Source organism: Ruegeria sp. BB6, assembly GCF_056539385.1.
In genome coordinates this window covers 853,671-873,607 of sequence record NZ_JBQFUW010000001.1, presented here as the reverse complement: position 1 = coordinate 873,607, position 19,937 = coordinate 853,671, and the positions used below count along the sequence as shown (strand labels likewise).

The window sequence follows — 19,937 nt, the reverse complement described above, 5'->3', positions numbered from 1 at the left end:
AACCTGACTTATCTGGTATCCGCTGTCAGGTCAGGAATTCCAGTGCTTTCCCAAAGACTTCGGGGTCCGTATTGCCCCCCGATGCAACAACTATCACCGCGTCGCCCTTGATTTCATCGCTACGGAAAAGGGCTGCGGCCAATGATACCGCACCGCCCGGTTCCAACACAATCTTGAGGCGCAGAAAAGCAAGCGCCATGGCCTGCATTGCTTCTTCTTCGGTGACGGAAAACCCCGGTCCGCACAGCCGTTTCAAGATCGGAAAGGTGATTTGGCCCGGCTGCGGTGTCAGGATCGCATCGCAGATATTTCCCGACGACGCGGCGTTGTTCTGTATGCGCCCGGTCGCCAGAGAGCGTTTCACATCGTCGAACCCCCCGGGCTCGCACGGTCGGGCGCGCAGGCCTGGGGCATGCCCTTCAAGCGCCAGCGCGATACCTGATGTCAGCCCACCGCCGCCGCAGCACACCAGAACATCGGCTTGTTCAACGCCCAAGGTCGCGGCTTGCCGTGCGATTTCAAGGCCGGTTGTGCCTTGTCCGGCAATCACCTGCGGCTCATCATAGGGGCGGATCAGGGTCAGGCCACGTTCGGATGCAAGCGCCTCGCCAATGTCTTCCCGGCTTTCATTTGCGCGATCGTAAAGGACCACCTCACCGCCCAACGCGCGGGTATTGTTGATCTTCAACTGCGGCGCATCCGACGGCATGACAATGACCGACGACGTGCCGTGCAAAGCAGCGGCATGGGCAACACCCTGCGCATGGTTCCCCGAGGAATAGGCAATCACACCGCGCCTGCGATCCGCTTCGCTGAGGGCTGAAATCGCCGACCACGCCCCGCGAAACTTGAAGCTGCCAGTGTGTTGCAGACATTCCGGTTTCACCAGAACACGACGCCCCGCGATTTCATCCAGAAACGGTGAGGTCAGGATCGGCGTTTCCCGAACGTGGCCTTTTAACCGCTCGGCTGCGGCTTCGATCAGGTCAAGCGAGCTCATACAGCGTCCAGTACCTTGTGAATGAGGTTAAGCGATTGCGGTTCGTCCAGAAACGGGGCGTGCCCACGATCCGGTATCTCTGCCGAGATAAGACCGGGGTGGCGCTTGTGCATTTCCGTCAGCGTATCCTTGCCAAGTATGTCCGAATTCTCGCCCCGTATCACGCCGGTTGGCGTGTCACGAAGCGCCTCGAAAAACATCCACATATCCGGAACGGCCCCCGTCGCCGCCTGTTCAAGTAATGCGGTGCGCAGCGCAGGGTCATACCGCATCGCAAGCCCGTCGCCCGTCTGTTCGTACTGGATTTCGGCCTGTTGCCGCCAACGCTCCAAAGGGACGCCGGGGAAAGTCGGCTCCATAAACTTCTGCAGGACCTTTGCGGCCTCGTCATAGGTTTTGGACACGGGCTGTTTGCCAACGTAGTCCAAGATCTTGGCGATGCCGGACAGTTCCAGAACCGGTCCGACATCGTTGAGAACCACGGCTGACAGACGCTCGGGGTGGCTGGCGGCCAGCGCCATTGCGATCAAGCCGCCCCGGGACGTTCCGATCACCGACACCTTGTCGAGGCCGAGGTGGTCCAGCAATTCGATCGCGTCATGGGATTCGCGAAAGATATTGTAATTCATATAGTCGGGGTCGCGGTCCGAGTTGCCACGACCGCGGTAGTCCATGGTGATCATCCGCATACCCGTCAGATGCGGTGCCAGGAACGAAAAGTCCCGGCTGCAACGGGTCAGGCCCGCCAGACATAGCACCGGCTGGCCCGAGCCCTTGTCGCTGAAATAGATGCTTCTGCCGTCCGTCGTGGTGAAAAAAGTCATTCAAGTCCAGCCAGTTGGGGGATCGTCGTTAGGTCGGTCAGAACATGTGCGGGCTTCCATGGTAAGCGGTCCATCGGCTCACCCGCTCGGTTAACCCATGCGGTGGTAAAGCCGTAGCCGGATGCCCCGGCTGCGTCCCACCCGTTAGAGCTGACGAACAGGATTTCGTCCCGCTCGCCGCCGAACCTGCCCTGTACAAGATCGTAAACGCTTGCGTGGGGTTTAAAGACGCCGACGCTTTCGACCGACAGGACATCGTCCAGCACGTCCCCGATGCCTGCGGACTTTACTGCGCCGTTCAGCATTGGAGGGGAGCCGTTGGATAGGATGGCGGTTTGCAACCCTCCGGCTTTCAGCGCGCGCAGCATCTCGGGGACTTCGGGGTATGCCTGTAATTGCCAGTACAAGTCCAAGAGTCGCTGTCGCAGCGCCCCGTCTCCGTCCAAGCCGGTTGCCTCCAGCGCCCAATCCAACCCGTCTTGCGTGACATCCCAGAAATCTGCGTGGGCATCGGCAACTGCGCGCAACCACGTGTATTGCAACTGTTTCAATCGCCAATAATTGGCCAGTTCCGGCCATTTCTGCTGCAATGCTTCAAAGCCGGGTTCGGCAGCAGCCTGACGTGCGGCCGCCGCGACGTCGAACAGCGTTCCATAGGCGTCGAAAACGCAGGTTTTGATCGGCATGTGATCCCCTCCATTCGTCCGGCGCAGGTTGGCAAATGAGCGAAGGGTTTACAATGCCGTGTCACACCCTAGGGTTGGCCGCTCATTCCTTTTTCAGGCCGGAGGCCAATATGACCGCAATCAAGCAAGGCGACACGGTTCGCATTCACTACACCGGGACGTTGTTGGACGGCAAAGTCTTTGACAGCTCGGATGGGCGTGACCCGTTGGAATTCGTCGTCGGCTCGGGTCAGATTATTCCCGGTCTCGATAGCGCTATGCCCGGTTTGGCTGTGGGCGAGAAAAAGCGGGTCGAGATCGCTTGTGCGGATGCCTATGGCCCGATCAATCCCGCGATGCGTCAAAGCATTCCGCGCGAAGGCATCCCGGACGACATTCCGCTGGAACCGGGTTCGCAACTGCAGATGCAGGCTCCTGACGGGCAGGTTTTGCCGGTGACCGTGGTCGAGGCGGACGAAGCGACGGTAACGCTGGACGCAAACCACCCGCTGGCGGGTCAGGATCTGATTTTTGATATTGAGGTCGTCGCCATCAACTGAATCCGTCTCAGGGGACAACGGGGATCAGCCTGTCAGCAGGCTGGTCCAGGACACAAAAGCGGCGCGAACATGCGGTTGCGTGTAGAATACAAACAGCATCAACAGCGTTGTTAGGGTCAGCAACGTAACGCGACCACGAAGCCCCAAAAAACCCGGCTTTCGGCGGGAGCGAGAGACGCGTGGGCTGCTTGCAACTATGTGTTCGGCTTTGCTCATGCCGCTATCACTGCCGGTGAAAGATGGTCAAATCTTGGCACCGGCAGGGAGAGATCAGGTCACATGAAGTCAGGCTGCGGCATTCCCAGAACGTGGAAGCCTCCGTCGACCCGAACGATTTCGCCCGACGTACATGCGCCCGCATCTGACGCCAGATAGACAGCAGTGCCGCCCACAGCCTCAAGCGTCGCGTTCGAGCGCATCGGCGCGTTTTGGTCGCAGAACTTGTAGGTCTTGCGCGCGCCACCAATGGCAGCACCAGCCAGTGTCTTCATCGGGCCGGGCGAGATAGCGTTGACACGGATACCCTCGGGGCCAAGATCATTCGCCAGATAGCGCGTTGCAGATTCCAGCGCGGCTTTGGCCACACCCATGACGTTATAATTCGGAACCACTCGGTTCGAGCCTTGATACGTCAGCGTCAGCAATGTGCCGCCATTGTCTTTCATCAACGGATAGGCGCGGCGCGCGACCTCGATGAACGAATAGGCCGACACATCCATCGAGTGTTTGAAATTCGCCCGTGTGGTGTTCAGAAACCGGCCCGTCAGTTCGGATTTGTCCGAATAGGCAATGGCATGAACCACGAAATCAATCGTCGGCCAGCGTTCGCCCAATTCCGCAAACGCTCGATCCAGCGAGGCGTCATCGGTGACATCCGCATCTACCATGAAATCACTGCCGAGGCTTTGGGCCAGCGGCTCTAGCCGCTTGCCGAATGCTTCGCCCTGATAGGTAAAGGCAAGCTCTGCGCCGGCCTCATGCATGGCTTTGGCAATACCCCACGCAATCGAGCGGTCATTCGCCACGCCCATAACTAGGCCGCGTTTGCCCTTAAGAAGATCCGACATCACTTTCACCCGTTATACTTGGACAGAACCATGGACCCGTTCGTGCCGCCAAAGCCGAAGCTGTTGGTCATGACACTGTCCAAACCTGCATTTTCAACAACTTGAGTTGCAATTTCACCGGGCAGGATGCCTTCGGCAAGAGTGTCGACATTGATCGACGGCGTAATGAAGTCGTGGTGCAACATCAGCAGGCAGAAAATAGCCTCGAGCGCGCCTGCCGCCCCCTGCGCGTGGCCCGTCATCGACTTGGTCGAGGAAATCGGAGGCACGTTGCCTTCGCCAAAGATTCGCCGCACGGCTTCGACCTCGCCTACGTCTCCGACCGGGGTCGATGTTCCGTGGGCGTTTATATAGCCGACCTTCCGACCCTCGGGCAGGGTGCCCAAGGCCAGACGCATGGCGCGTTCACCGCCTTCGCCAGACGGGGCAACCATATCGTGACCATCAGACGTTGCAGCATAGCCTGTGACCTCGGCGTAAATCTTTGCGCCACGGGCCAGAGCGTGATCCAGATCTTCCAGCACGACGATACCGCCGCCGCCCGAGATCACGAAACCATCGCGATTCTGATCGAACGCGCGCGAGGCTTTCTCGGGCGTGTCGTTGTATTTCGACGACATCGCGCCCATCGCGTCGAACAGGCAGGAAAGGGTCCAGTCCAGTTCTTCGCCGCCGCCTGCGAACATGACGTCCTGCTTGGCCAGCATGATCTGTTCTGCCGCGTTCCCGATGCAATGCAAAGAGGTCGAACAGGCCGACGTGATCGAGTAGTTGATTCCCTTGATCTTGAACGCCGTCGCAAGGTTGGCTGAAATGGTCGAGCACATGCATTTGGGTACGGCGAACGGCCCGATCCGCTTGGTCGCGCCGTTTTTCAGCACTGTCTGATGCGCAGTCAGCATTGCGCTGGTCGATGGCCCGCCTGAGCCTGCGACAAGACCTGTGCGCGGGTTAACGACCTGTTCTTCGGTCAGACCGGAATCGGCGATCGCCTGATTCATGGCGATATGGGCATAGGCCGCACCTGGGCCCATGAAGCGCAGCGTGCGCTTGTCGACGTGCTCGGACACGTCGATTTTGAGTGACCCGGCGATCTGGCTGCGAAAGCCGTGTTCAACCATCTGGTCATTGGCCTCGATGCCGGACTTGCCAGCTTTGAGAGAGGCCAGAACCTCTTGGGCATTGTTCCCGATGGAGGACACGACCCCCAAACCGGTGACAACTACTCGACGCATGTGCGTGCTCCTTATTTCGGCCCGGTCAGGCTTAGGCTTCAGACAATACGACTTTCATATCTTTGACGTCGTAGATCATTTCACCGTCCGCTTCGACGATTCCATCCGCCACGCCCATTGTCAGGCGACGAGTCTGGATCGCTTTCTTGAAGTCAATTTTATAGGTCAGCATCTTGCGGTCCGGGCGTACCATGCCGGTCAGTTTGACCTCGCCCACGCCCACAGCCATGCCGCGCCCCTGCCAGCCGCGCCAACCGAGGTTGAAGCCGGTCAGCTGCCACAGACCGTCCAAGCCCAGACATCCGGGCATGATCGGGTTTCCGGGGAAGTGGCAGTCAAAGAACCACAAATCCGGAGTGATATCGAATTCGGCCAGAACGTGGCCCTTGCCATGCGCGCCGCCATCGGCCGAGATGTCGGTGATCCGATCCATCATCAGCATCGGTGGTGCAGGCAACTGCGCGTTACCGGGGCCAAATAGTTCGCCACGGGCGCATTTCAGCAGATCGTCCTTATCAAAGCTGCTCGGGAATTGGGCCATTCTGCCGCCTCTCCTGCCAGGGGTCTGTTCGTTTAATCTGGCCTCGTCTAGCACCCGCATGCAAGGTCCTGCAAGAGCGGTGGCCCATATCATGTTGTGTTCAGACTATTCTTTGCGAATGAATTTCATTTGAAATTACCTGACCAGCGCACTTATATATACCTCAGCAACGAAATGGTATCGGATTCATGACACCTGAAAGCCAAAGCATCGCTACGAATTGGTTGGTTCACGCCGGACTGCGCCCGACGCGTCAGCGTGTGGCTTTGGCCGAATTGCTGGTGGGGGATGGCCGTCATCGGCATGTGACGGCGGAAAGCCTTTTTGAATCGGCCAAAAAGAACGGTGACGCCGTTTCCTTGGCGACGGTTTACAACACACTGCGCGCGTTCTGCGATGCGGGGGTTTTGCAGGAAATCACGGTGGACGGCTCGAAAAGCTATTTCGATACCAATACGCATGACCATCCTCACTTTTTCTGGGAGGATGAGGGTCGGTTGAGCGATGCGCCATCAGAAGAATTGGTGATTCATCGCCTGCCCGAAGCACCCGAAGGGGTTGAAATCGCGTCCGTTGACGTGGTGATCCGCCTTCGGAAGAAATAACCTTACGTTATTGGCTCAGTCAGCAAACGCTCGGCCTTTTCCGTGTGAGGGTCCATCGGCCCAGTGCCATGTCTTGCCAGTACGACGGGTTCCGCCGCGATCTGATCGGATACGGGCAGGCTGACCAGCGGCATGCCGTCATAACTGGTCAGGGCGGGAATGTTTGCGTAGCTGAGGGCTATCCCTTCGTTGTTGGCTGCGAAGCTGCGTTGGATTTCAAGTGAGGCTGCTCGGTGCGCGATTGTTGGCCGTTGACCGATCCGCTGAAACAGGCCCAAGAAATGCTGCGCCGAAAGCCCCTCGTCCGATAGGATCAGAGGGAAGGCCGCCACATCTTGCAGTGACACTTTCTTGCGCCCCGACAAGGGGTGAGCCGGTGACATCACAGCGTTTGGGGTGCGTGTGAACAAGGTCGTCGCAGTAAAAGAGGCGTCCAGCGTCAGCCCATACGTCAGCGCCAGATCGATCTGTCCGCTGACGAGTCCTGAAATCAGCCCCTCAAAATCATCCACCAGATAGCTTACGGAAATTTCTGGCAGGCCGTTCCGCAGGTGACGCAGAGCCTTTGCCAGCAAAAACGGGGCAAGATCACCGAAGCAACCCAGGCAAAGCCGTCCTTTTGCAGAATCAGTGCCACGTGCGTTTTCGAGTCGAGCGGCCCCGGCCAACAGTGCTTCGGCATCTTCAATAAAGCTGCGCCCCTGAGGGGTCAGGGCCATAGCTGCACCGCGTTTGCGGCTGAATAGCGGGTACCCCAACTGTTCCTCGACCCGAGTCAATGCGTTCGAAAGGGCAGGTTGCGAAACGTTCAAGTGTTGGGCGGCAGCCGACAGGCTGCCGTGTCTGCCGATGGCGCAGACATATTCGTATTGGCGCAAAGAGATATATAACATGAAGTTAAGTCTATCTTTGAAAGATATGATTTGAACAGAGGGGCGAGCCATGTGCAGATCAGCGCATCACCCTCACGGAGACCGCCATGTCACACCCTTTGGTTACGCAGGAAATGATCGACACCTATCAGCAGGACGGCGTTGTTCTGATCAAAGGGCTGTTTGCAGATTTTGTTGATACCCTACGCCAAGGCGTCGAAGCGAATATGGCCGATCCCGGCCCATATGCGTCTAACAACAAAAAGAAAGGTGAGACCGGCCTTTTCTTTGACGACTATTGCAACTGGTCCCGGATCGAACAGTTTCAGGACGTGGTCCAAAACTCACCAGCGGCCGAGGTCGCGGCTGACCTGATGCAGTCGCAATCCGTGCAAATGTTCCACGATCACGTTCTGGTCAAAGAGCCCGGTACGTCGATGGCAACACCGTGGCATCAGGACGGGCCGTATTACTTTGTTGATGGGCAGCAAACGATCAGCTTCTGGTCTCCGCTGGACCCGGTGTCTCGGGCGACGCTGCGCTGCGTGGCGGGGTCGCATCGGTGGAAGAAAGAGGTTTTGCCGACCCGCTGGGTGTCTGAGGAGGGGTTTTTCCCGGATGAAGGTCAATACATCCCGGTCCCGGACCCGGATGCCGAAGGTATGAACGTCGTAGAATATGAGATGCAGCCCGGGGACGCGGTGGCGTTCAATTTTCGCACGCTGCATGGCGCGCGCGGAAATCAGTCGGACAGCCGCCGCCGTGCGTTCTCGCTGCGTCTGGTCGGCGATGACGCGCGGTATGTCGAGCGGGCCGGACGAACCTCGCCTCCGTTTCCGGGGCATGACATGATGGAAGGTCAGCGGCTTAGAGAAGACTGGTTTCCCATGCTGCTTGAGCGGCCGGTTCGGGGTTGATCAGAACCACTGTCCGGTCTCCATCAGCCCCAAGTCCAGAAGTTGACGGGACGACCACTGGAACGGGACAGAGTTCTGCCAACGAAAACAGCGAATATCAAAGGTGGAGCCAGAGTTTTTCTTCAAAGCCTTAGCCGCGCGAAACGAACAAACAGCCGCAGTCAGGTTGTGGTGCCAAGGGCACGAATAGGTGTTGTATTCCGGTTCGTTGAACGTGTGGTCAGGCCGAAGTTCAAGCCCCTTTTGCGCGCGGAACAGTGCGATCCGGTCGATACGGCGCCGCTCGTAGGGGATATGATCTTCAAACCTCCAGCGCAGACCGCCGGACATATCAAGCTGACGCTCCAGTGGCTGGCCCTCGGCATCGTGACGGGTGTGGGCGTAGTATCCGGTGCTGTCCAGCAACGCGCGTTCTGGGCAAACACCGTGAGGAGAGGCTGTCAGGTCTTCCGCATACAGGTCGACAACATGGGTCAGCATGGAGTTCCTGCGTTCTTCCGAGTGAAAGGCCAGCAATTCACCGATCGTCCGCGTTTCACAGAACGGAAAAAACAGGTACTCGGCGTTGTAGCAGTAATACATCCAGACGCCGGGGGCTGCCTCGATTATCCTGTTAATCGTTTCAAATACCGCGGCGCGGGGCGCACAGGTCAGGGTGACGCGGTGGATGCGGTCCTCAAGGTCCGGGTCCACTTTGAATTCCTGCGGCATGAAGGCGATCAAGGATTTGAAGCCCAAGTTCAGGTGGTGGCGGATGGTGCCGTCAATCTCGGCGGTGTCTTCGGCAAAAATCAGCGCGACGGGTCCCTTTGCCAAGGCTGCCGTACCGGTTCGCAGGAAAGAGGAGAGAGTGTCGTACTGCATTGCCTGCCTGGTTTCGCATTGCTGGAATTTCCGGCCAAAATCGGGTAATCGCGCGGGCATTGCAAGCGGCGTTCGTTGGGTATAGATGACGCCGATCCCGCGAACGCAAAGGCCAGGCCCATGTCGGAACCTAAAAAGCTGTACATCAAGACCTATGGTTGTCAGATGAACGTCTACGACAGCGAGCGTATGGCCGAGACGATGGGCGGTCAGGGCTATGTCGAAACAAAGACACCTGAAGACGCGGATATGATTCTGCTGAATACCTGCCACATCCGGGAAAAAGCTGCGGAAAAGGTCTATTCCGAACTGGGCAGGTTCAAGGGTTTGAAGGCCGAAAAACCGGACCTCAAGATTGGTGTGGCTGGCTGTGTGGCGCAGGCCGAGGGCGAGGAGATTATCCGCCGTCAGCCTTTGGTCGATCTGGTTGTCGGTCCGCAAAGCTATCACCGCCTGCCCGAGATGGAGGCCAAGACCCGCGAAGGCGTCAAAGCGCTGGACACGGATTTTCCCGAGGAAGACAAGTTCGAGAAACTCAAGAACCGCCCCAAGGCCAAGCGCGGCCCAACAGCGTTTCTGACCGTACAGGAGGGCTGCGACAAGTTCTGTGCGTTCTGCGTGGTGCCTTACACGCGTGGGGCCGAGGTCAGTCGCCCTGCCGATCGCATCATTCGCGAGGCGCAGGATCTGGTTGAGCGCGGCGTGCGCGAGATCACGCTGCTGGGCCAGAACGTGAACGCCTATCACGGGGCCGGGCCGAATGGCGATATGACACTGGCGGGTTTGATCTGGGAACTGAACAAGGTCGACGGGCTGGAGCGCATCCGCTTCACCACATCGCATCCAAACGACATGGCCGATGATCTGATTGAGGCACATGGAACCTGTGACAAGCTGATGCCGTATTTGCACCTTCCGGTTCAGTCAGGTTCGGACCGTATCCTCAAACGGATGAACCGCAGCCATACGGCGGAAAGTTACCTGCGCCTGATCGAGCGTATCCGCGAAGCGCGGCCCGATATCATGATGTCTGGCGACTTCATCGTCGGCTTCCCAGAGGAGACGGACGAGGATTTTCAGGCCACGCTGGATTTGGTTGAACAGGTCAAATACGGCTATGCGTATTCGTTCAAGTATTCCACGCGCCCCGGAACGCCTGCGGCCGAGCGGTCTCAGGTTGATCCTGAGGTGGCGGATGACCGCCTACAGCGCCTTCAGGCCATGATCACGCGGCACCAGCGCGAAATCCAGGATTCGATGGTGGGTCGTAAAGTCAGCGTTTTGTTTGAAAAGGCGGGCCGACTACCAGGCCAGATGGTCGGAAAATCCGAGTATCTTCATTCGGTTCACGTCTCTGATGCCGATGTTGAAGTCGGAGAACTACGGGACGTGCGTATCACCGATTCCGGTTCCAACTCGCTTGCGGGCGAGTTGCTTTAATAGGGTTTCACAAACGCCGTTGCGTCATAGTTGAATCGCGCTCCTAAATTTACCCTTGATTTATCACTTGGAACTATGTTCCGAGAAAAGTCATACTTATTAGGGGGCTACGGCTCTGGCGGCCCCAAATACTTTTTTTGTATCGCCCCGCAGATCGGGCGTGGGGCTATGGAGTGTGCGAGTGAAAGTCCTGACGCAAGTATTCAAGTCGAACATAAAGCTGGTTCTTGTCTTCATGGGTTCCATGTTCGCATTTTCCAGCGCCACGGTTGCAGGCAATCTGGACGCGGGGGTTTCGGACCCTGCCATCGTCAGCCCCAAGCGATTTGGCAGCGATGTCAGCGCGTTTTATCTGGGCGTGACCGGCGGATTTGCGACCGGCGGAACCGACAGGTTCGGACTTACTACTCCGTCCGATACTTTTGCCATTGGTGAGCTGGACCTGAGCGGTTCGTATGGCGGCATTCGGGCCGGTTGGCGGGGCGTTCTGCCTGCCAAGCAGGGTCGGGATTATGTCTACGGTTTTGAACTTGGGTTTGACCTTGGTTCTTTGGGTGACGATGTCGCGACACAGGTAAGCGGCGTCACTGTCACCGGAGGGTCAGAGATTTCGGACGTGTTTTCGATTCGGTTTCGCAATGGCCTGACGAATAAAAGTGGCACGGTGCTGTATTTCCTGTCGGTCGGGTATGTGAACGGCAACGTCAAAACCACCAACAGCTTGTCCGTGGGCACAACTCCACAATTCTTCGAGAACAACGACTCGCGCAATGGCTTTTCGGCAAGCATCGGTGCCGAACACAATCTGAACGAAAACTGGTCGATTACCGGAGAGTATGAGTATGTTCAGTTTGATGCAAAGGATGTTGTGTTTGACAACGGGTTTTCGACGCGGTCGACGCCGCGGTATCGCGGATTGAGATTCGGATTGAATTACCGTTTCTAAGGTCGCTTCACAGCCTGTTTTGCCAAGTTTGAAATCCGATCTGGTTCAGTGGTCGATCGGCGGTTTTGCCAACAGTTTAGGAAAATTTGAAACTGTGGCTTGCACCCACCAAGAAATGTTGTCTACGCTCAGGATGAAACGCCAAGACAGGAGAACGGATTGGCCATCGGTGCCCTTACCCCACCGCAAAATGAAATGCCCCAGCGTGAGGCGTTTGTTGAATTTCCAGACAACCGGTTGCTGATTGATTTATGCGGCGAATATGACCGCAACCTGACCGATATTGAGCATAAATTATCGGTTCAGATCGTGCGCCGCGGAAACCAGTTGGTCGTGATGGGTGAGGAAGATGCCCAGAAACAGGCGATTGAGGTTCTTCAAGCCCTCTACACCCGTCTGGAGGGTGGTCGTGAGGTCGAAGCGGCCGACGTTGACCGCGAACTCCGCATGGGTGGTTCTGAAAAAGGCACCGGTAGTCGCGATGGTGACCAGCTTGAAATGTTCAAAGGTGGCACGGTTGAGATCAAGACCCGCAAAAAGCTGGTTGAGCCGCGTACGGATGCGCAAAAGGCTTATGTGCAATCCCTGTTCAACAACGAGCTGGCTTTTGGAATCGGCCCGGCAGGGACAGGTAAGACCTATTTGGCCGTCGCCGTCGGCGTGTCGATGTTCATTGGCGGCCACGTTGATCGCATCATACTCAGCCGACCTGCGGTCGAGGCGGGTGAGAAACTGGGCTACCTGCCCGGCGACATGAAAGACAAGGTCGATCCGTACATGCAGCCGCTTTACGATGCGCTGAACGACTTTCTTCCCGGCAAGCAACTGGCCAAGTTGATCGAAGAAAAGCGAATCGAAATTGCGCCTCTTGCCTTTATGCGTGGCCGAACGCTGGCGAATGCTTTCGTTGTTCTGGACGAGGCGCAGAATGCCACGACCATGCAGATGAAAATGTTCCTGACCCGACTGGGTGAAGGCAGCCGGATGGTGATCACGGGGGACCGCTCGCAGGTTGATCTACCGCGCGGGGTCCAGTCTGGTCTGGCCGATGCCGAGCGTTTGCTGAAGACGATCCCTAACATCAGCTTCAACTATTTCACCTCGAAGGACGTTGTGCGGCACCCGCTTGTCGCTGCGATCATCGAAGCGTATGAGGCGGACTCGGGCCGTGAAACCGGATAGTTTCTGAGGCCCGGCCTCAGGGACTTTGGAAGTGACAGAATGAATCTTGAACTATCGGTTGAAGATGCCCGATGGCAGGGGCTGGAACCCTTGGCCATGCGCATAATCAAGGCGGTGCTGGACCATTTCAAGCTGGATGCTGAGCTGTGCGAGGTCAGTGTGCTGGCCTGTGACGACGCCCGCATCGCCGAGTTGAACGCCGGATTTCGCGAGAAACCGACGCCGACCAATGTTCTAAGCTGGCCAGCCGATGACCTGGCCGCTGAGATCGCCGGGCAGGAACCGGCGTTTCCAAGCCCGGATTTCACTGGCGAAATAGCGCTGGGCGACATCGCGATATCCTATGATACCTGCGCACGTGAAGCTGCCGAAGCGGGTAAAAATATGGACGATCACGTGACACATTTGCTGGTTCACGGAACATTGCATTTGCTGGGATACGATCACATTCGTGACCCCGACGCCACTTTGATGGAGGGTGTCGAGGTCGAGATACTTGGCAAACTGGGTATTGATAACCCATATATAGTTTAATACGGGCCAATTTGGGCCGATCATTTGGAATGGGAAAATGGGCGATACAGACGGCAGTTCTATGGCGGCGCAGGGCGCGCAACCAAAGGACGGCGACAATGACATAAAAGAGAAAACGGGTTTCTTTTCTCGAATAGTGGACGCGTTCTCGACACAGAACGTCGAAGAAGCGGCTGCGGCCAATGGGCACGAAACCGACAAGAGCCAACCGCGTGGCATGATCAACCTGCGGCGCATGCGCGTCGAAGACGTGGCCATCCCTACCGCCGAGATCATTTCGGTATCCTCGACCATAACCAAAGACGAACTGGCGCAGGTTTTTCGCGAAAGCGGCCTGTCGCGCATTCCGGTTTATGAGGGCACACTGGATACCCCGCTTGGGTTTGTGCATCTCAAGGATTTTGCGTTGACACACGGGTTCAACGGAACGTCCTCTGACTTTGATCTGGTGTCGATGCTGCGAACGTTGTTGTTCGTGCCCCCGTCTATGCCCATTGGCGTTCTGCTGACCAAGATGCAGACGGAACGGCGTCACATGGCGCTGGTGATCGATGAATATGGCGGCGTTGACGGATTGCTGACGATTGAGGACCTGATCGAACAGGTGGTCGGTGAGATCGCTGACGAGCATGACGCCGACGAAAGCCAGCTTTGGGTTCAGGAAAAGCCCGGTTGTTATGTGGTTCAGGCCCGCGTCCCGCTTGAAGAATTTGAAGCCGAGATCGGGCGCTCGCTGACCAGTCACGAGGATGTGGACGAAGAAGATATCGACACGTTGGGCGGGCTGGTCTTTATGCTGTCCGGCCGTGTTCCCGCGCGTGGAGAAGTCGTCTTGCACCCCGAAGGACCCGAGTTCGAGGTTATTGATGCCGATCCGCGCAGGATCAAACGCCTGCGTGTCATGTTGCCGGACCTCGTTGCATGAACCCTGCACAGGGTTTGCCCAATTTGTTGAGGTTGTCATCAGCGGCTGTATTGGGCGCGATCGCGGCGTTTGGGCTTGCTCCTTACGGGGTTTGGATCGCGCCCATCGCTGCGTTGCTTGCTCTGGGCTCACTGTTTTTGGCAACGGAAACACGGGCGCGGGCGGCTTGGCTGGGTTGGGCTTTTGCGACCGGATACTTCGCCCATGCCCTAAGCTGGATCACTGAGCCATTCTTCGTAGACGCCGAACGACACGGCTGGATGGCCCCGTTCGCGCTTGTATTCATGGCGGGAGGGCTCGCGCTGTTTTGGGCGCTGGCCTTTTGGCTGACGCGCCGTTCGGGGCAGGGCGCAATTGGTCAGACCATCTTTCTGGCCATTGCGATATCTCTTGCGGAATTCGCCCGTGGCTATGTTCTGACTGGATTTCCCTGGGCTGGGTTGGCGCAGGTTTGGGTCGATACGCCGTTTATTCAGGTATTGTCACTTGTCGGACCTTACGGGCTGGGGGTGCTGACGCTGTTGGCGACACTTCCTATGGGGGCTGCGTTGGCGCAACGGGGGTCATTTGCGGTGCCTGTGTGCCTAACCGCAGGATCGGTCGGCCTCGCCCTCGGCTACGCTGCGCTTCGGCCAGAAGTCATCGAAACGGATCACGTTGTGCGCCTTGTGCAGCCGAATGCGCCGCAGCACCAGAAATGGGACCCGGACTACGCGCCTCTGTTTTTCGCGCGTCAGATCGAATTCACGGCCGCGCCGCCGAGACCAGACCTGATTGTCTGGCCCGAGACCTCGGTGCCTGCATGGTTGGGCAGTGCGCAGCCCTATCTGGATATTGTCGCGGATGCGGCACAGGGAACTCCGGTGTTTCTGGGAATTCAGCGGGGCGATGGTCCGCGTATCTACAACTCGATGATTTACCTGAATGAGGATGGCCAGCAGCAAGGGCTGTACGACAAGCATCATCTGGCCCCGTTCGGGGAATACGTGCCCCTTGGTAATCTCATGGCGCGGTTCGGCATTTATGGAATGGCGGCGACCACTGGAAACGGGTTCAGCGCTGGGCCGGGGGCTGCGCTTATGGATGCAGGAGCACTGGGTAAAGCCTTGCCCTTGATCTGCTACGAAGCTGTCTTCACACAGGATGTGCTGTCCGCTCCGGGTAGGGCTGATTTTCTGCTACAGATAACCAACGATGCCTGGTTTGGAACGCGGTCCGGTCCCTATCAACATCTCGCGCAAGCGCAGATGCGCGCCGTTGAGCAAGGTCTGCCCATGATGCGGTCCGCCAATACCGGAGTGTCGGCGATGATTGACCCTCTGGGACGTGTTACCAAATCGATCCCGCTGGGAGAGGCCGGGTTCATTGATGCGAAGCTGCCCAGCCCTCTGGCACCCACAGTTTATTCAAGGATGGGGGACGTTCCGGTATTCTTGCTGCTGGTTGTTTCTTTCGCGCTGCTTTGGCGCAACGCCCGCTATCGCAACGTTTAAATACCGATTGACCCTGTCTTTTTGCGGGCGTATCCCCTTGGGTGCCCGTCACAACGGCTTCCTGGCGTGATGGGGAAATCTTAATGGAGCACATTCATGTCCCGACAGAACTACACTTTCACTTCGGAATCCGTATCCGAAGGGCACCCGGATAAGGTCTGCGACCGGATTTCGGATGCCGTCCTAGACGCCTTTTTGAACGAAGAACCCGAAGCGCGCGTCGCGTGCGAGACGTTTGCCACGACCGACCGCGTCGTCATCGGTGGCGAAGTAGGTCTGTCTGATCAGGACAAGCTGCATGACTATATGGGCCGCATCGACGAGATTGCGCGCGCCTGCATTAAGGATATCGGTTACGAGCAGGACAAGTTCCACCACGAAACCGTCGAAGTGACGAACCTGCTGCACGAACAATCCGCCCATATCGCACAGGGCGTTGACGCCTCGGACAACAAGGACGAAGGTGCCGGTGATCAGGGTATCATGTTCGGCTACGCCACGACTGAGACGCCTGCGTTGATGCCCGCTCCGATCCAGTATTCCCACGCGATCCTGCGCCGTCTGGCCGAGGTGCGTAAGAACGGCTCGGAACCCGCGCTGGGCCCGGACGCGAAATCGCAACTTTCCGTGGTGTACCGCGATGGCAAGCCTGTGGGCGTCAGCTCGATCGTCTTGTCCACGCAACATCTGGATGAGTCCCTGAGCTCGGACGATATCCGCGCGATTGTTGAGCCCTACATTACTGAAACCCTGCCCGAAGGCTGGCTGTCGGCTGAGACAGAATGGCACGTAAACCCAACCGGCAAGTTCGTGATCGGCGGGCCTGACGGTGACGCGGGTTTGACGGGCCGTAAGATTATCGTGGACACCTACGGCGGTGCCGCGCCACACGGTGGCGGTGCGTTTTCGGGCAAAGACCCAACCAAAGTTGACCGCTCAGCCGCCTACGCCGCGCGGTATCTGGCCAAGAACGTGGTGGCCGCTGGCATGGCGGACCGCTGCACCATCCAGTTGAGCTATGCGATTGGTGTCTCAAAACCGCTATCGATCTACGCCGATACCCACGGCACCGGCCAGATCGCGGATGCCGAGATCGAGAAGGCCGTCGGGCAGGTCATGGACCTCACCCCGCGCGGCATTCGCCAGCATCTGCAGTTGAACAAGCCGATCTACCAGCGCACGGCGGCTTACGGACACTTTGGCCGCGAGCCCGATGCCGATGGCGGTTTCAGCTGGGAACGCACCGATCTGGCGGACGCCCTGAAGTCGGCTGTGTGACCATAATCCAAAGGTGCGCCCTGACGGGCGCGCTCTTCTTCTGTTTGAAAATACTTCGGGGGTGTGGGGGCTGGCCCCCACTCCTGCCTCTTGCAACAACATGCTTCGCGCAGTATGGGCTCCGCCCATGAGCACCGAGACACCCCAACGCCCCCGCAGGAACTTTTATGGCCGTTTCAAGGGCAAGACCCTGAAGCCCAGTCAAAAGACGTATCTGAGCGAAGACCTCGATGCGTTGTCCCCCGGTGCGGTTGACTGGGAAAGCAACCCCGAACGCCACCCGTTGGACTTGCAGGCGCTGTTTGGTGGGCGGGATGTCTGGCTTGAAGTTGGATTTGGCGGGGGCGAACATCTGGTGCATCAGGCCGCTAACAACCCGGATATCGGGATTATCGGGGCAGAGCCTTACATAAACGGCGTTGCGATGCTGTTGGGCAAGATTCGCAAGGCTGGCGTGGAAAACCTTGCCGTTCATCCAGGCGATGCCCGTGATCTGTTCGATGTGCTGCCCGAGGCCAGTATCTCGCGCGCGTTCCTGCTGTACCCCGACCCGTGGCCTAAAACACGGCACCACCGTCGTCGCTTTGTGACTCAGGAACATCTCGAACCGTTGGCGCGTGTGCTTAAACCGGGTTCAATCTTCCGTGTGGCAACGGATATTCCCGACTATGTTCGTCAAACGCTCGAGGAGGTTCCGCGCGCGGGGTTTGAGTGGCTGGCAGAGCGTCCTGCAGATTGGCGCGAACCTTGGGGTGACTGGATCTCGACACGCTATGAACAGAAAGCATTGCGTGAAGGCCGGACGCCACACTATCTGACCTTCCGACGCAAAGACTGATTGCGGCTGGACCAACTGGCCCCAATTCGCTAATCGGCTTGGGCACTGATAGCGAAAACAGGAGCCCCCATGTCCGGACACGGCACGCCCATCCCGATGACCTCGCATCCCTGCGGCCCGCTGACCGGCACTGCAGAGGTGCCCGGCGACAAGTCGATCTCGCACCGGTCGCTGATCCTTGGCGCTATGGCGTTGGGAGAGACGAAGATTTCGGGCCTTCTGGAAGGCGAGGACGTTTTGGACACCGCCAAGGCCATGCGCGCTTTTGGTGCTGAGGTTAAGGATCACGGTAACGGCGAATGGACTGTACATGGCGTAGGTGTCGGTGGCTTTGCCGAACCCGATCAGGTGATCGACTGCGGCAACTCGGGGACCGGGGTGCGCTTGATCATGGGCGCGATGGCGACCTCTCCGATCTCGGCGACATTTACCGGCGACGCGAGTCTGAACAAACGACCAATGGCACGAGTGACGGACCCGCTGGCGCTGTTTGGCGCGCAAGCGGTTGGGCGGTCTGGTGGTCGTCTGCCGATGACGATTGTAGGTGCGGCAGAACCCGTGCCCGTGCGGTATGGGGTTCCCGTTCCGTCAGCGCAGGTGAAATCCGCCGTTCTGTTGGCCGGTCTGAATGCACCCGGCAAAACTGTTGTGATCGAGAAAGAAGCCACGCGCGACCATTCTGAACGGATGCTGGCCGGGTTCGGGGCTGAGATCGCCGTTGAGGATACGGATGAAGGCCGGGTGATCACTCTGACCGGTCGGCCCGAGCTGAAACCGCAGGTGATTGCTGTGCCGCGCGACCCGTCCAGTGCGGCCTTTCCGGTCTGCGCGGCGCTGATCACGCCGGGATCGGATGTGCTGGTGCCCGGCATCGGCCTGAACCCGACCCGCGCAGGGCTGTTCACCACGCTGCGCGAGATGGGCGCGGACCTGACATATGAAAACGAACGCGAAGAGGGCGGCGAGCCGGTTGCTGACCTGCGCGCGAAATACTCGCCCGACATGAAGGGCATCAACGTGCCGCCGGAACGTGCGGCCTCGATGATTGACGAATATCCGGTGCTGTCCGTGGTCGCAGCCAACGCCACCGGCACCACGATGATGGGCGGCGTGAAAGAGCTGCGGGTTAAGGAAAGCGACCGGATCGACGCAATGGCCCGTGGTCTACGCGCAAACGGTGTGACGGTGGACGAGGGCGAGGATTGGTGGTCGGTCGACGGGCTGGGCATCGGCAACGTCCCCGGTGGTGGCACCTGCGAGAGCTTTTTGGATCACCGGATTGCAATGTCTTTCATGGTGATGGGAATGGGCGCGAAAACTCCGGTATCTGTCGACGACGGAAGCCCGATCGCAACCTCCTTCCCAATTTTTGAGCCGTTGATGGCTGCGTTGGGCGCCAAGGTCGCACGTACATGAGGTTCATAGTCGCGATTGACGGCCCTGCTGCTGCGGGAAAGGGTACGATCTCGAAAGGGGTCTCTGCCCATTTCGGTTTCGCGCATCTGGATACAGGGCTTTTGTATCGCGCTGTCGGTCGTCGGACACTGGAAGGGGCAGAGCCGGTGGCCGCTGCATTGGCTTTGACGCCCGAGGAACTGCAGCAGGGTGATTTACGCACGGCTGAGATCGCCCACGCCGCCTCCAAGGTTGCAGTTATTCCCGAGGTGCGTGCCGCCCTTGTGGACTTTCAGCGCAACTTCGCGCGGCGTACTGGCGGTGCGGTTTTGGACGGGCGCGACATTGGGACGGTCATTTGCCCTGATGCCGATGTGAAGTTGTTTGTAACCGCCAGCCCCGAAGTTCGGGCCGAGCGCCGCTTTCTGGAGCTACGCGACAAAGGCTCGGATGTCTCGCCTGAGCAGGTGCTGGCCGATGTCCGCGAACGGGATGCGCGGGATGCCGAACGCAGCACCGCGCCCATGAAGCCAGCAGACGACGCAGTATTGCTGGATACCTCAGATCTAAGCATCGAAGACGCTCTGGCTCAGGCGGTTGAACACATCCAAAAGAAGCTGCCTTAGGCCCGATAAATCCGCAATCCCCCTGCGATTTCGCGCATAGGTTGTGGAGTGTGTTGCACTTCGGCTCATGGTCCGGTTGGTCTGAAAACCACTAGGGCATAGGGTCTAGCTAGGTGTCGCAATGCTGGTA

General features: G+C 58.2%; 22 protein-coding genes and 1 riboswitch. Of the genes, 13 read left to right on the top strand and 9 right to left on the bottom strand.

What is annotated here, in order from left to right; all coding sequences use genetic code 11:
- Positions 1-25: 25 nt before the first annotated feature.
- The 3 genes from ACR0B7_RS04285 to ACR0B7_RS04275 are packed head-to-tail and all read right to left on the bottom strand — an operon-like array spanning position 26 to position 2,510.
- Positions 26-1,000, bottom strand: coding sequence for a threonine/serine dehydratase family protein (locus ACR0B7_RS04285; protein ID WP_170484386.1), 975 nt, complete (start codon positions 998-1,000; stop codon positions 26-28).
- Positions 997-1,824, bottom strand: coding sequence for an alpha/beta fold hydrolase (locus tag ACR0B7_RS04280; RefSeq protein ID WP_170484388.1), 828 nt, complete (start codon positions 1,822-1,824; stop codon positions 997-999). Before ACR0B7_RS04280 ends, ACR0B7_RS04285 begins: the two co-directional genes overlap by 4 nt.
- Positions 1,821-2,510, bottom strand: coding sequence for a haloacid dehalogenase type II (locus tag ACR0B7_RS04275; RefSeq protein WP_170484390.1), 690 nt, complete (start codon positions 2,508-2,510; stop codon positions 1,821-1,823). Before ACR0B7_RS04275 ends, ACR0B7_RS04280 begins: the two co-directional genes overlap by 4 nt.
- 110 nt (positions 2,511-2,620) lie before the next feature.
- Between ACR0B7_RS04275 and ACR0B7_RS04270 the strand changes: the two genes are divergently transcribed.
- On the top strand, positions 2,621-3,049 hold the full coding sequence (locus ACR0B7_RS04270) for an FKBP-type peptidyl-prolyl cis-trans isomerase (protein WP_170484392.1): 429 nt from the start codon (positions 2,621-2,623) through the stop codon (positions 3,047-3,049).
- 24 nt (positions 3,050-3,073) lie between these two features.
- Here ACR0B7_RS04270 and ACR0B7_RS04265 read toward each other — a convergent pair whose 3' ends face one another.
- The 4 genes from ACR0B7_RS04265 to fabA are packed head-to-tail and all read right to left on the bottom strand — an operon-like array spanning position 3,074 to position 5,892.
- Entirely contained in the window at positions 3,074-3,265 is a 192-nt protein-coding gene (locus tag ACR0B7_RS04265; protein ID WP_170484394.1) for a hypothetical protein, read from the bottom strand.
- 59 nt (positions 3,266-3,324) lie between these two features.
- Positions 3,325-4,116, bottom strand: coding sequence for an enoyl-ACP reductase FabI (locus ACR0B7_RS04260; protein WP_170484396.1), 792 nt, complete (start codon positions 4,114-4,116; stop codon positions 3,325-3,327).
- A 5-nt stretch (positions 4,117-4,121) separates the two neighbouring features.
- On the bottom strand, positions 4,122-5,351 hold the full coding sequence (fabB, locus tag ACR0B7_RS04255) for a beta-ketoacyl-ACP synthase I (protein WP_480680964.1): 1,230 nt from the start codon (positions 5,349-5,351) through the stop codon (positions 4,122-4,124).
- Positions 5,352-5,382: 31 nt separating this feature from the next.
- Positions 5,383-5,892: a bifunctional 3-hydroxydecanoyl-ACP dehydratase/trans-2-decenoyl-ACP isomerase gene (gene fabA / locus ACR0B7_RS04250; RefSeq protein ID WP_170326986.1), complete on the bottom strand. Its 510-nt coding sequence runs from the start codon at positions 5,890-5,892 to the stop codon at positions 5,383-5,385.
- Positions 5,893-6,080: 188 nt separating this feature from the next.
- Here fabA and irrA point away from each other — a divergent pair, with 188 nt between their 5' ends.
- Positions 6,081-6,497, top strand: a complete 417-nt coding sequence (irrA, locus tag ACR0B7_RS04245) for an iron response transcriptional regulator IrrA (protein ID WP_170414104.1) — start codon at positions 6,081-6,083, stop codon at positions 6,495-6,497.
- A 2-nt stretch (positions 6,498-6,499) separates the two neighbouring features.
- Here the strand turns inward: irrA and ACR0B7_RS04240 are convergent, their stop codons facing one another.
- On the bottom strand, positions 6,500-7,390 hold the full coding sequence (locus ACR0B7_RS04240) for a LysR family transcriptional regulator (protein ID WP_480680962.1): 891 nt from the start codon (positions 7,388-7,390) through the stop codon (positions 6,500-6,502).
- Between the two features lie 86 nt (positions 7,391-7,476).
- On the opposite strand from ACR0B7_RS04240, the gene ACR0B7_RS04235 reads away from it, so the two are divergent.
- The gene (locus ACR0B7_RS04235; RefSeq protein WP_170484402.1) at positions 7,477-8,286 is read left to right on the top strand and encodes a phytanoyl-CoA dioxygenase family protein; all 810 of its coding nucleotides are present in this window, start codon (positions 7,477-7,479) and stop codon (positions 8,284-8,286) included.
- Here the strand turns inward: ACR0B7_RS04235 and ACR0B7_RS04230 are convergent, their stop codons facing one another.
- Positions 8,287-9,150, bottom strand: coding sequence for a hypothetical protein (locus ACR0B7_RS04230; RefSeq protein WP_170570006.1), 864 nt, complete (start codon positions 9,148-9,150; stop codon positions 8,287-8,289).
- 120 nt (positions 9,151-9,270) lie between these two features.
- Here ACR0B7_RS04230 and miaB point away from each other — a divergent pair, with 120 nt between their 5' ends.
- From miaB to cmk, 10 genes are all read left to right on the top strand, one after another.
- Entirely contained in the window at positions 9,271-10,590 is a 1,320-nt protein-coding gene (miaB, locus tag ACR0B7_RS04225) for a tRNA (N6-isopentenyl adenosine(37)-C2)-methylthiotransferase MiaB (protein ID WP_170484407.1), read from the top strand.
- 181 nt (positions 10,591-10,771) lie between these two features.
- Positions 10,772-11,536: an outer membrane protein gene (locus ACR0B7_RS04220; protein WP_480680959.1), complete on the top strand. Its 765-nt coding sequence runs from the start codon at positions 10,772-10,774 to the stop codon at positions 11,534-11,536.
- A 159-nt stretch (positions 11,537-11,695) separates the two neighbouring features.
- A complete protein-coding gene (locus ACR0B7_RS04215) occupies positions 11,696-12,718 on the top strand; it encodes a PhoH family protein (protein WP_170484409.1) in 1,023 nt (340 codons plus the stop codon).
- A 39-nt stretch (positions 12,719-12,757) separates the two neighbouring features.
- The gene (gene ybeY / locus ACR0B7_RS04210; protein ID WP_170484411.1) at positions 12,758-13,252 is read left to right on the top strand and encodes an rRNA maturation RNase YbeY; all 495 of its coding nucleotides are present in this window, start codon (positions 12,758-12,760) and stop codon (positions 13,250-13,252) included.
- 37 nt (positions 13,253-13,289) lie between these two features.
- Positions 13,290-14,177, top strand: coding sequence for a hemolysin family protein (locus ACR0B7_RS04205; protein WP_170484413.1), 888 nt, complete (start codon positions 13,290-13,292; stop codon positions 14,175-14,177).
- Positions 14,174-15,670, top strand: coding sequence for an apolipoprotein N-acyltransferase (gene lnt, locus ACR0B7_RS04200; protein WP_170484415.1), 1,497 nt, complete (start codon positions 14,174-14,176; stop codon positions 15,668-15,670). The genes ACR0B7_RS04205 and lnt overlap by 4 nt, the downstream gene beginning before the upstream one ends.
- Before the next feature lie 42 nt (positions 15,671-15,712).
- Positions 15,713-15,761, top strand: a riboswitch (SAM-SAH riboswitch).
- A gap of 5 nt (positions 15,762-15,766) precedes the next feature.
- The gene (metK, locus tag ACR0B7_RS04195; RefSeq protein ID WP_170389596.1) at positions 15,767-16,948 is read left to right on the top strand and encodes a methionine adenosyltransferase; all 1,182 of its coding nucleotides are present in this window, start codon (positions 15,767-15,769) and stop codon (positions 16,946-16,948) included.
- Between the two features lie 127 nt (positions 16,949-17,075).
- Positions 17,076-17,786 carry a tRNA (guanine(46)-N(7))-methyltransferase TrmB gene (gene trmB / locus ACR0B7_RS04190; protein ID WP_170389599.1) on the top strand — a complete coding sequence of 237 codons (711 nt, stop codon included), beginning with the start codon at positions 17,076-17,078 and terminating at the stop codon, positions 17,784-17,786.
- Between the two features lie 69 nt (positions 17,787-17,855).
- On the top strand, positions 17,856-19,202 hold the full coding sequence (aroA, locus tag ACR0B7_RS04185) for a 3-phosphoshikimate 1-carboxyvinyltransferase (RefSeq protein WP_170484419.1): 1,347 nt from the start codon (positions 17,856-17,858) through the stop codon (positions 19,200-19,202).
- A complete protein-coding gene (gene cmk, locus ACR0B7_RS04180; RefSeq protein ID WP_170484421.1) occupies positions 19,199-19,807 on the top strand; it encodes a (d)CMP kinase in 609 nt (202 codons plus the stop codon). Before aroA ends, cmk begins: the two co-directional genes overlap by 4 nt.
- Positions 19,808-19,937: the final 130 nt, after the last annotated feature.

What these genes read in the sequence shown, in the direction of transcription:
- ACR0B7_RS04240 (WP_480680962.1), bottom strand. Translation starts at nt 7,390, where the DNA reads ATGTTATATATCTCTTTGCGCCAATACGAATATGTCTGCGCCATCGGC.
- miaB (WP_170484407.1), top strand. Translation starts at nt 9,271, where the DNA reads ATGTCGGAACCTAAAAAGCTGTACATCAAGACCTATGGTTGTCAGATG.
- ybeY (WP_170484411.1), top strand. Translation starts at nt 12,758, where the DNA reads ATGAATCTTGAACTATCGGTTGAAGATGCCCGATGGCAGGGGCTGGAA.
- irrA (WP_170414104.1), top strand. Translation starts at nt 6,081, where the DNA reads ATGACACCTGAAAGCCAAAGCATCGCTACGAATTGGTTGGTTCACGCC.
- ACR0B7_RS04280 (WP_170484388.1), bottom strand. Translation starts at nt 1,824, where the DNA reads ATGACTTTTTTCACCACGACGGACGGCAGAAGCATCTATTTCAGCGAC.
- ACR0B7_RS04270 (WP_170484392.1), top strand. Translation starts at nt 2,621, where the DNA reads ATGACCGCAATCAAGCAAGGCGACACGGTTCGCATTCACTACACCGGG.
- ACR0B7_RS04230 (WP_170570006.1), bottom strand. Translation starts at nt 9,150, where the DNA reads ATGCAGTACGACACTCTCTCCTCTTTCCTGCGAACCGGTACGGCAGCC.
- fabA (WP_170326986.1), bottom strand. Translation starts at nt 5,892, where the DNA reads ATGGCCCAATTCCCGAGCAGCTTTGATAAGGACGATCTGCTGAAATGC.
- ACR0B7_RS04235 (WP_170484402.1), top strand. Translation starts at nt 7,477, where the DNA reads ATGTCACACCCTTTGGTTACGCAGGAAATGATCGACACCTATCAGCAG.
- cmk (WP_170484421.1), top strand. Translation starts at nt 19,199, where the DNA reads ATGAGGTTCATAGTCGCGATTGACGGCCCTGCTGCTGCGGGAAAGGGT.
- ACR0B7_RS04260 (WP_170484396.1), bottom strand. Translation starts at nt 4,116, where the DNA reads ATGTCGGATCTTCTTAAGGGCAAACGCGGCCTAGTTATGGGCGTGGCG.
- lnt (WP_170484415.1), top strand. Translation starts at nt 14,174, where the DNA reads ATGAACCCTGCACAGGGTTTGCCCAATTTGTTGAGGTTGTCATCAGCG.
- metK (WP_170389596.1), top strand. Translation starts at nt 15,767, where the DNA reads ATGTCCCGACAGAACTACACTTTCACTTCGGAATCCGTATCCGAAGGG.
- ACR0B7_RS04265 (WP_170484394.1), bottom strand. Translation starts at nt 3,265, where the DNA reads ATGAGCAAAGCCGAACACATAGTTGCAAGCAGCCCACGCGTCTCTCGC.
- fabB (WP_480680964.1), bottom strand. Translation starts at nt 5,351, where the DNA reads ATGCGTCGAGTAGTTGTCACCGGTTTGGGGGTCGTGTCCTCCATCGGG.
- ACR0B7_RS04275 (WP_170484390.1), bottom strand. Translation starts at nt 2,510, where the DNA reads ATGCCGATCAAAACCTGCGTTTTCGACGCCTATGGAACGCTGTTCGAC.
- trmB (WP_170389599.1), top strand. Translation starts at nt 17,076, where the DNA reads ATGAGCACCGAGACACCCCAACGCCCCCGCAGGAACTTTTATGGCCGT.
- ACR0B7_RS04285 (WP_170484386.1), bottom strand. Translation starts at nt 1,000, where the DNA reads ATGAGCTCGCTTGACCTGATCGAAGCCGCAGCCGAGCGGTTAAAAGGC.
- aroA (WP_170484419.1), top strand. Translation starts at nt 17,856, where the DNA reads ATGTCCGGACACGGCACGCCCATCCCGATGACCTCGCATCCCTGCGGC.
- ACR0B7_RS04205 (WP_170484413.1), top strand. Translation starts at nt 13,290, where the DNA reads ATGGGCGATACAGACGGCAGTTCTATGGCGGCGCAGGGCGCGCAACCA.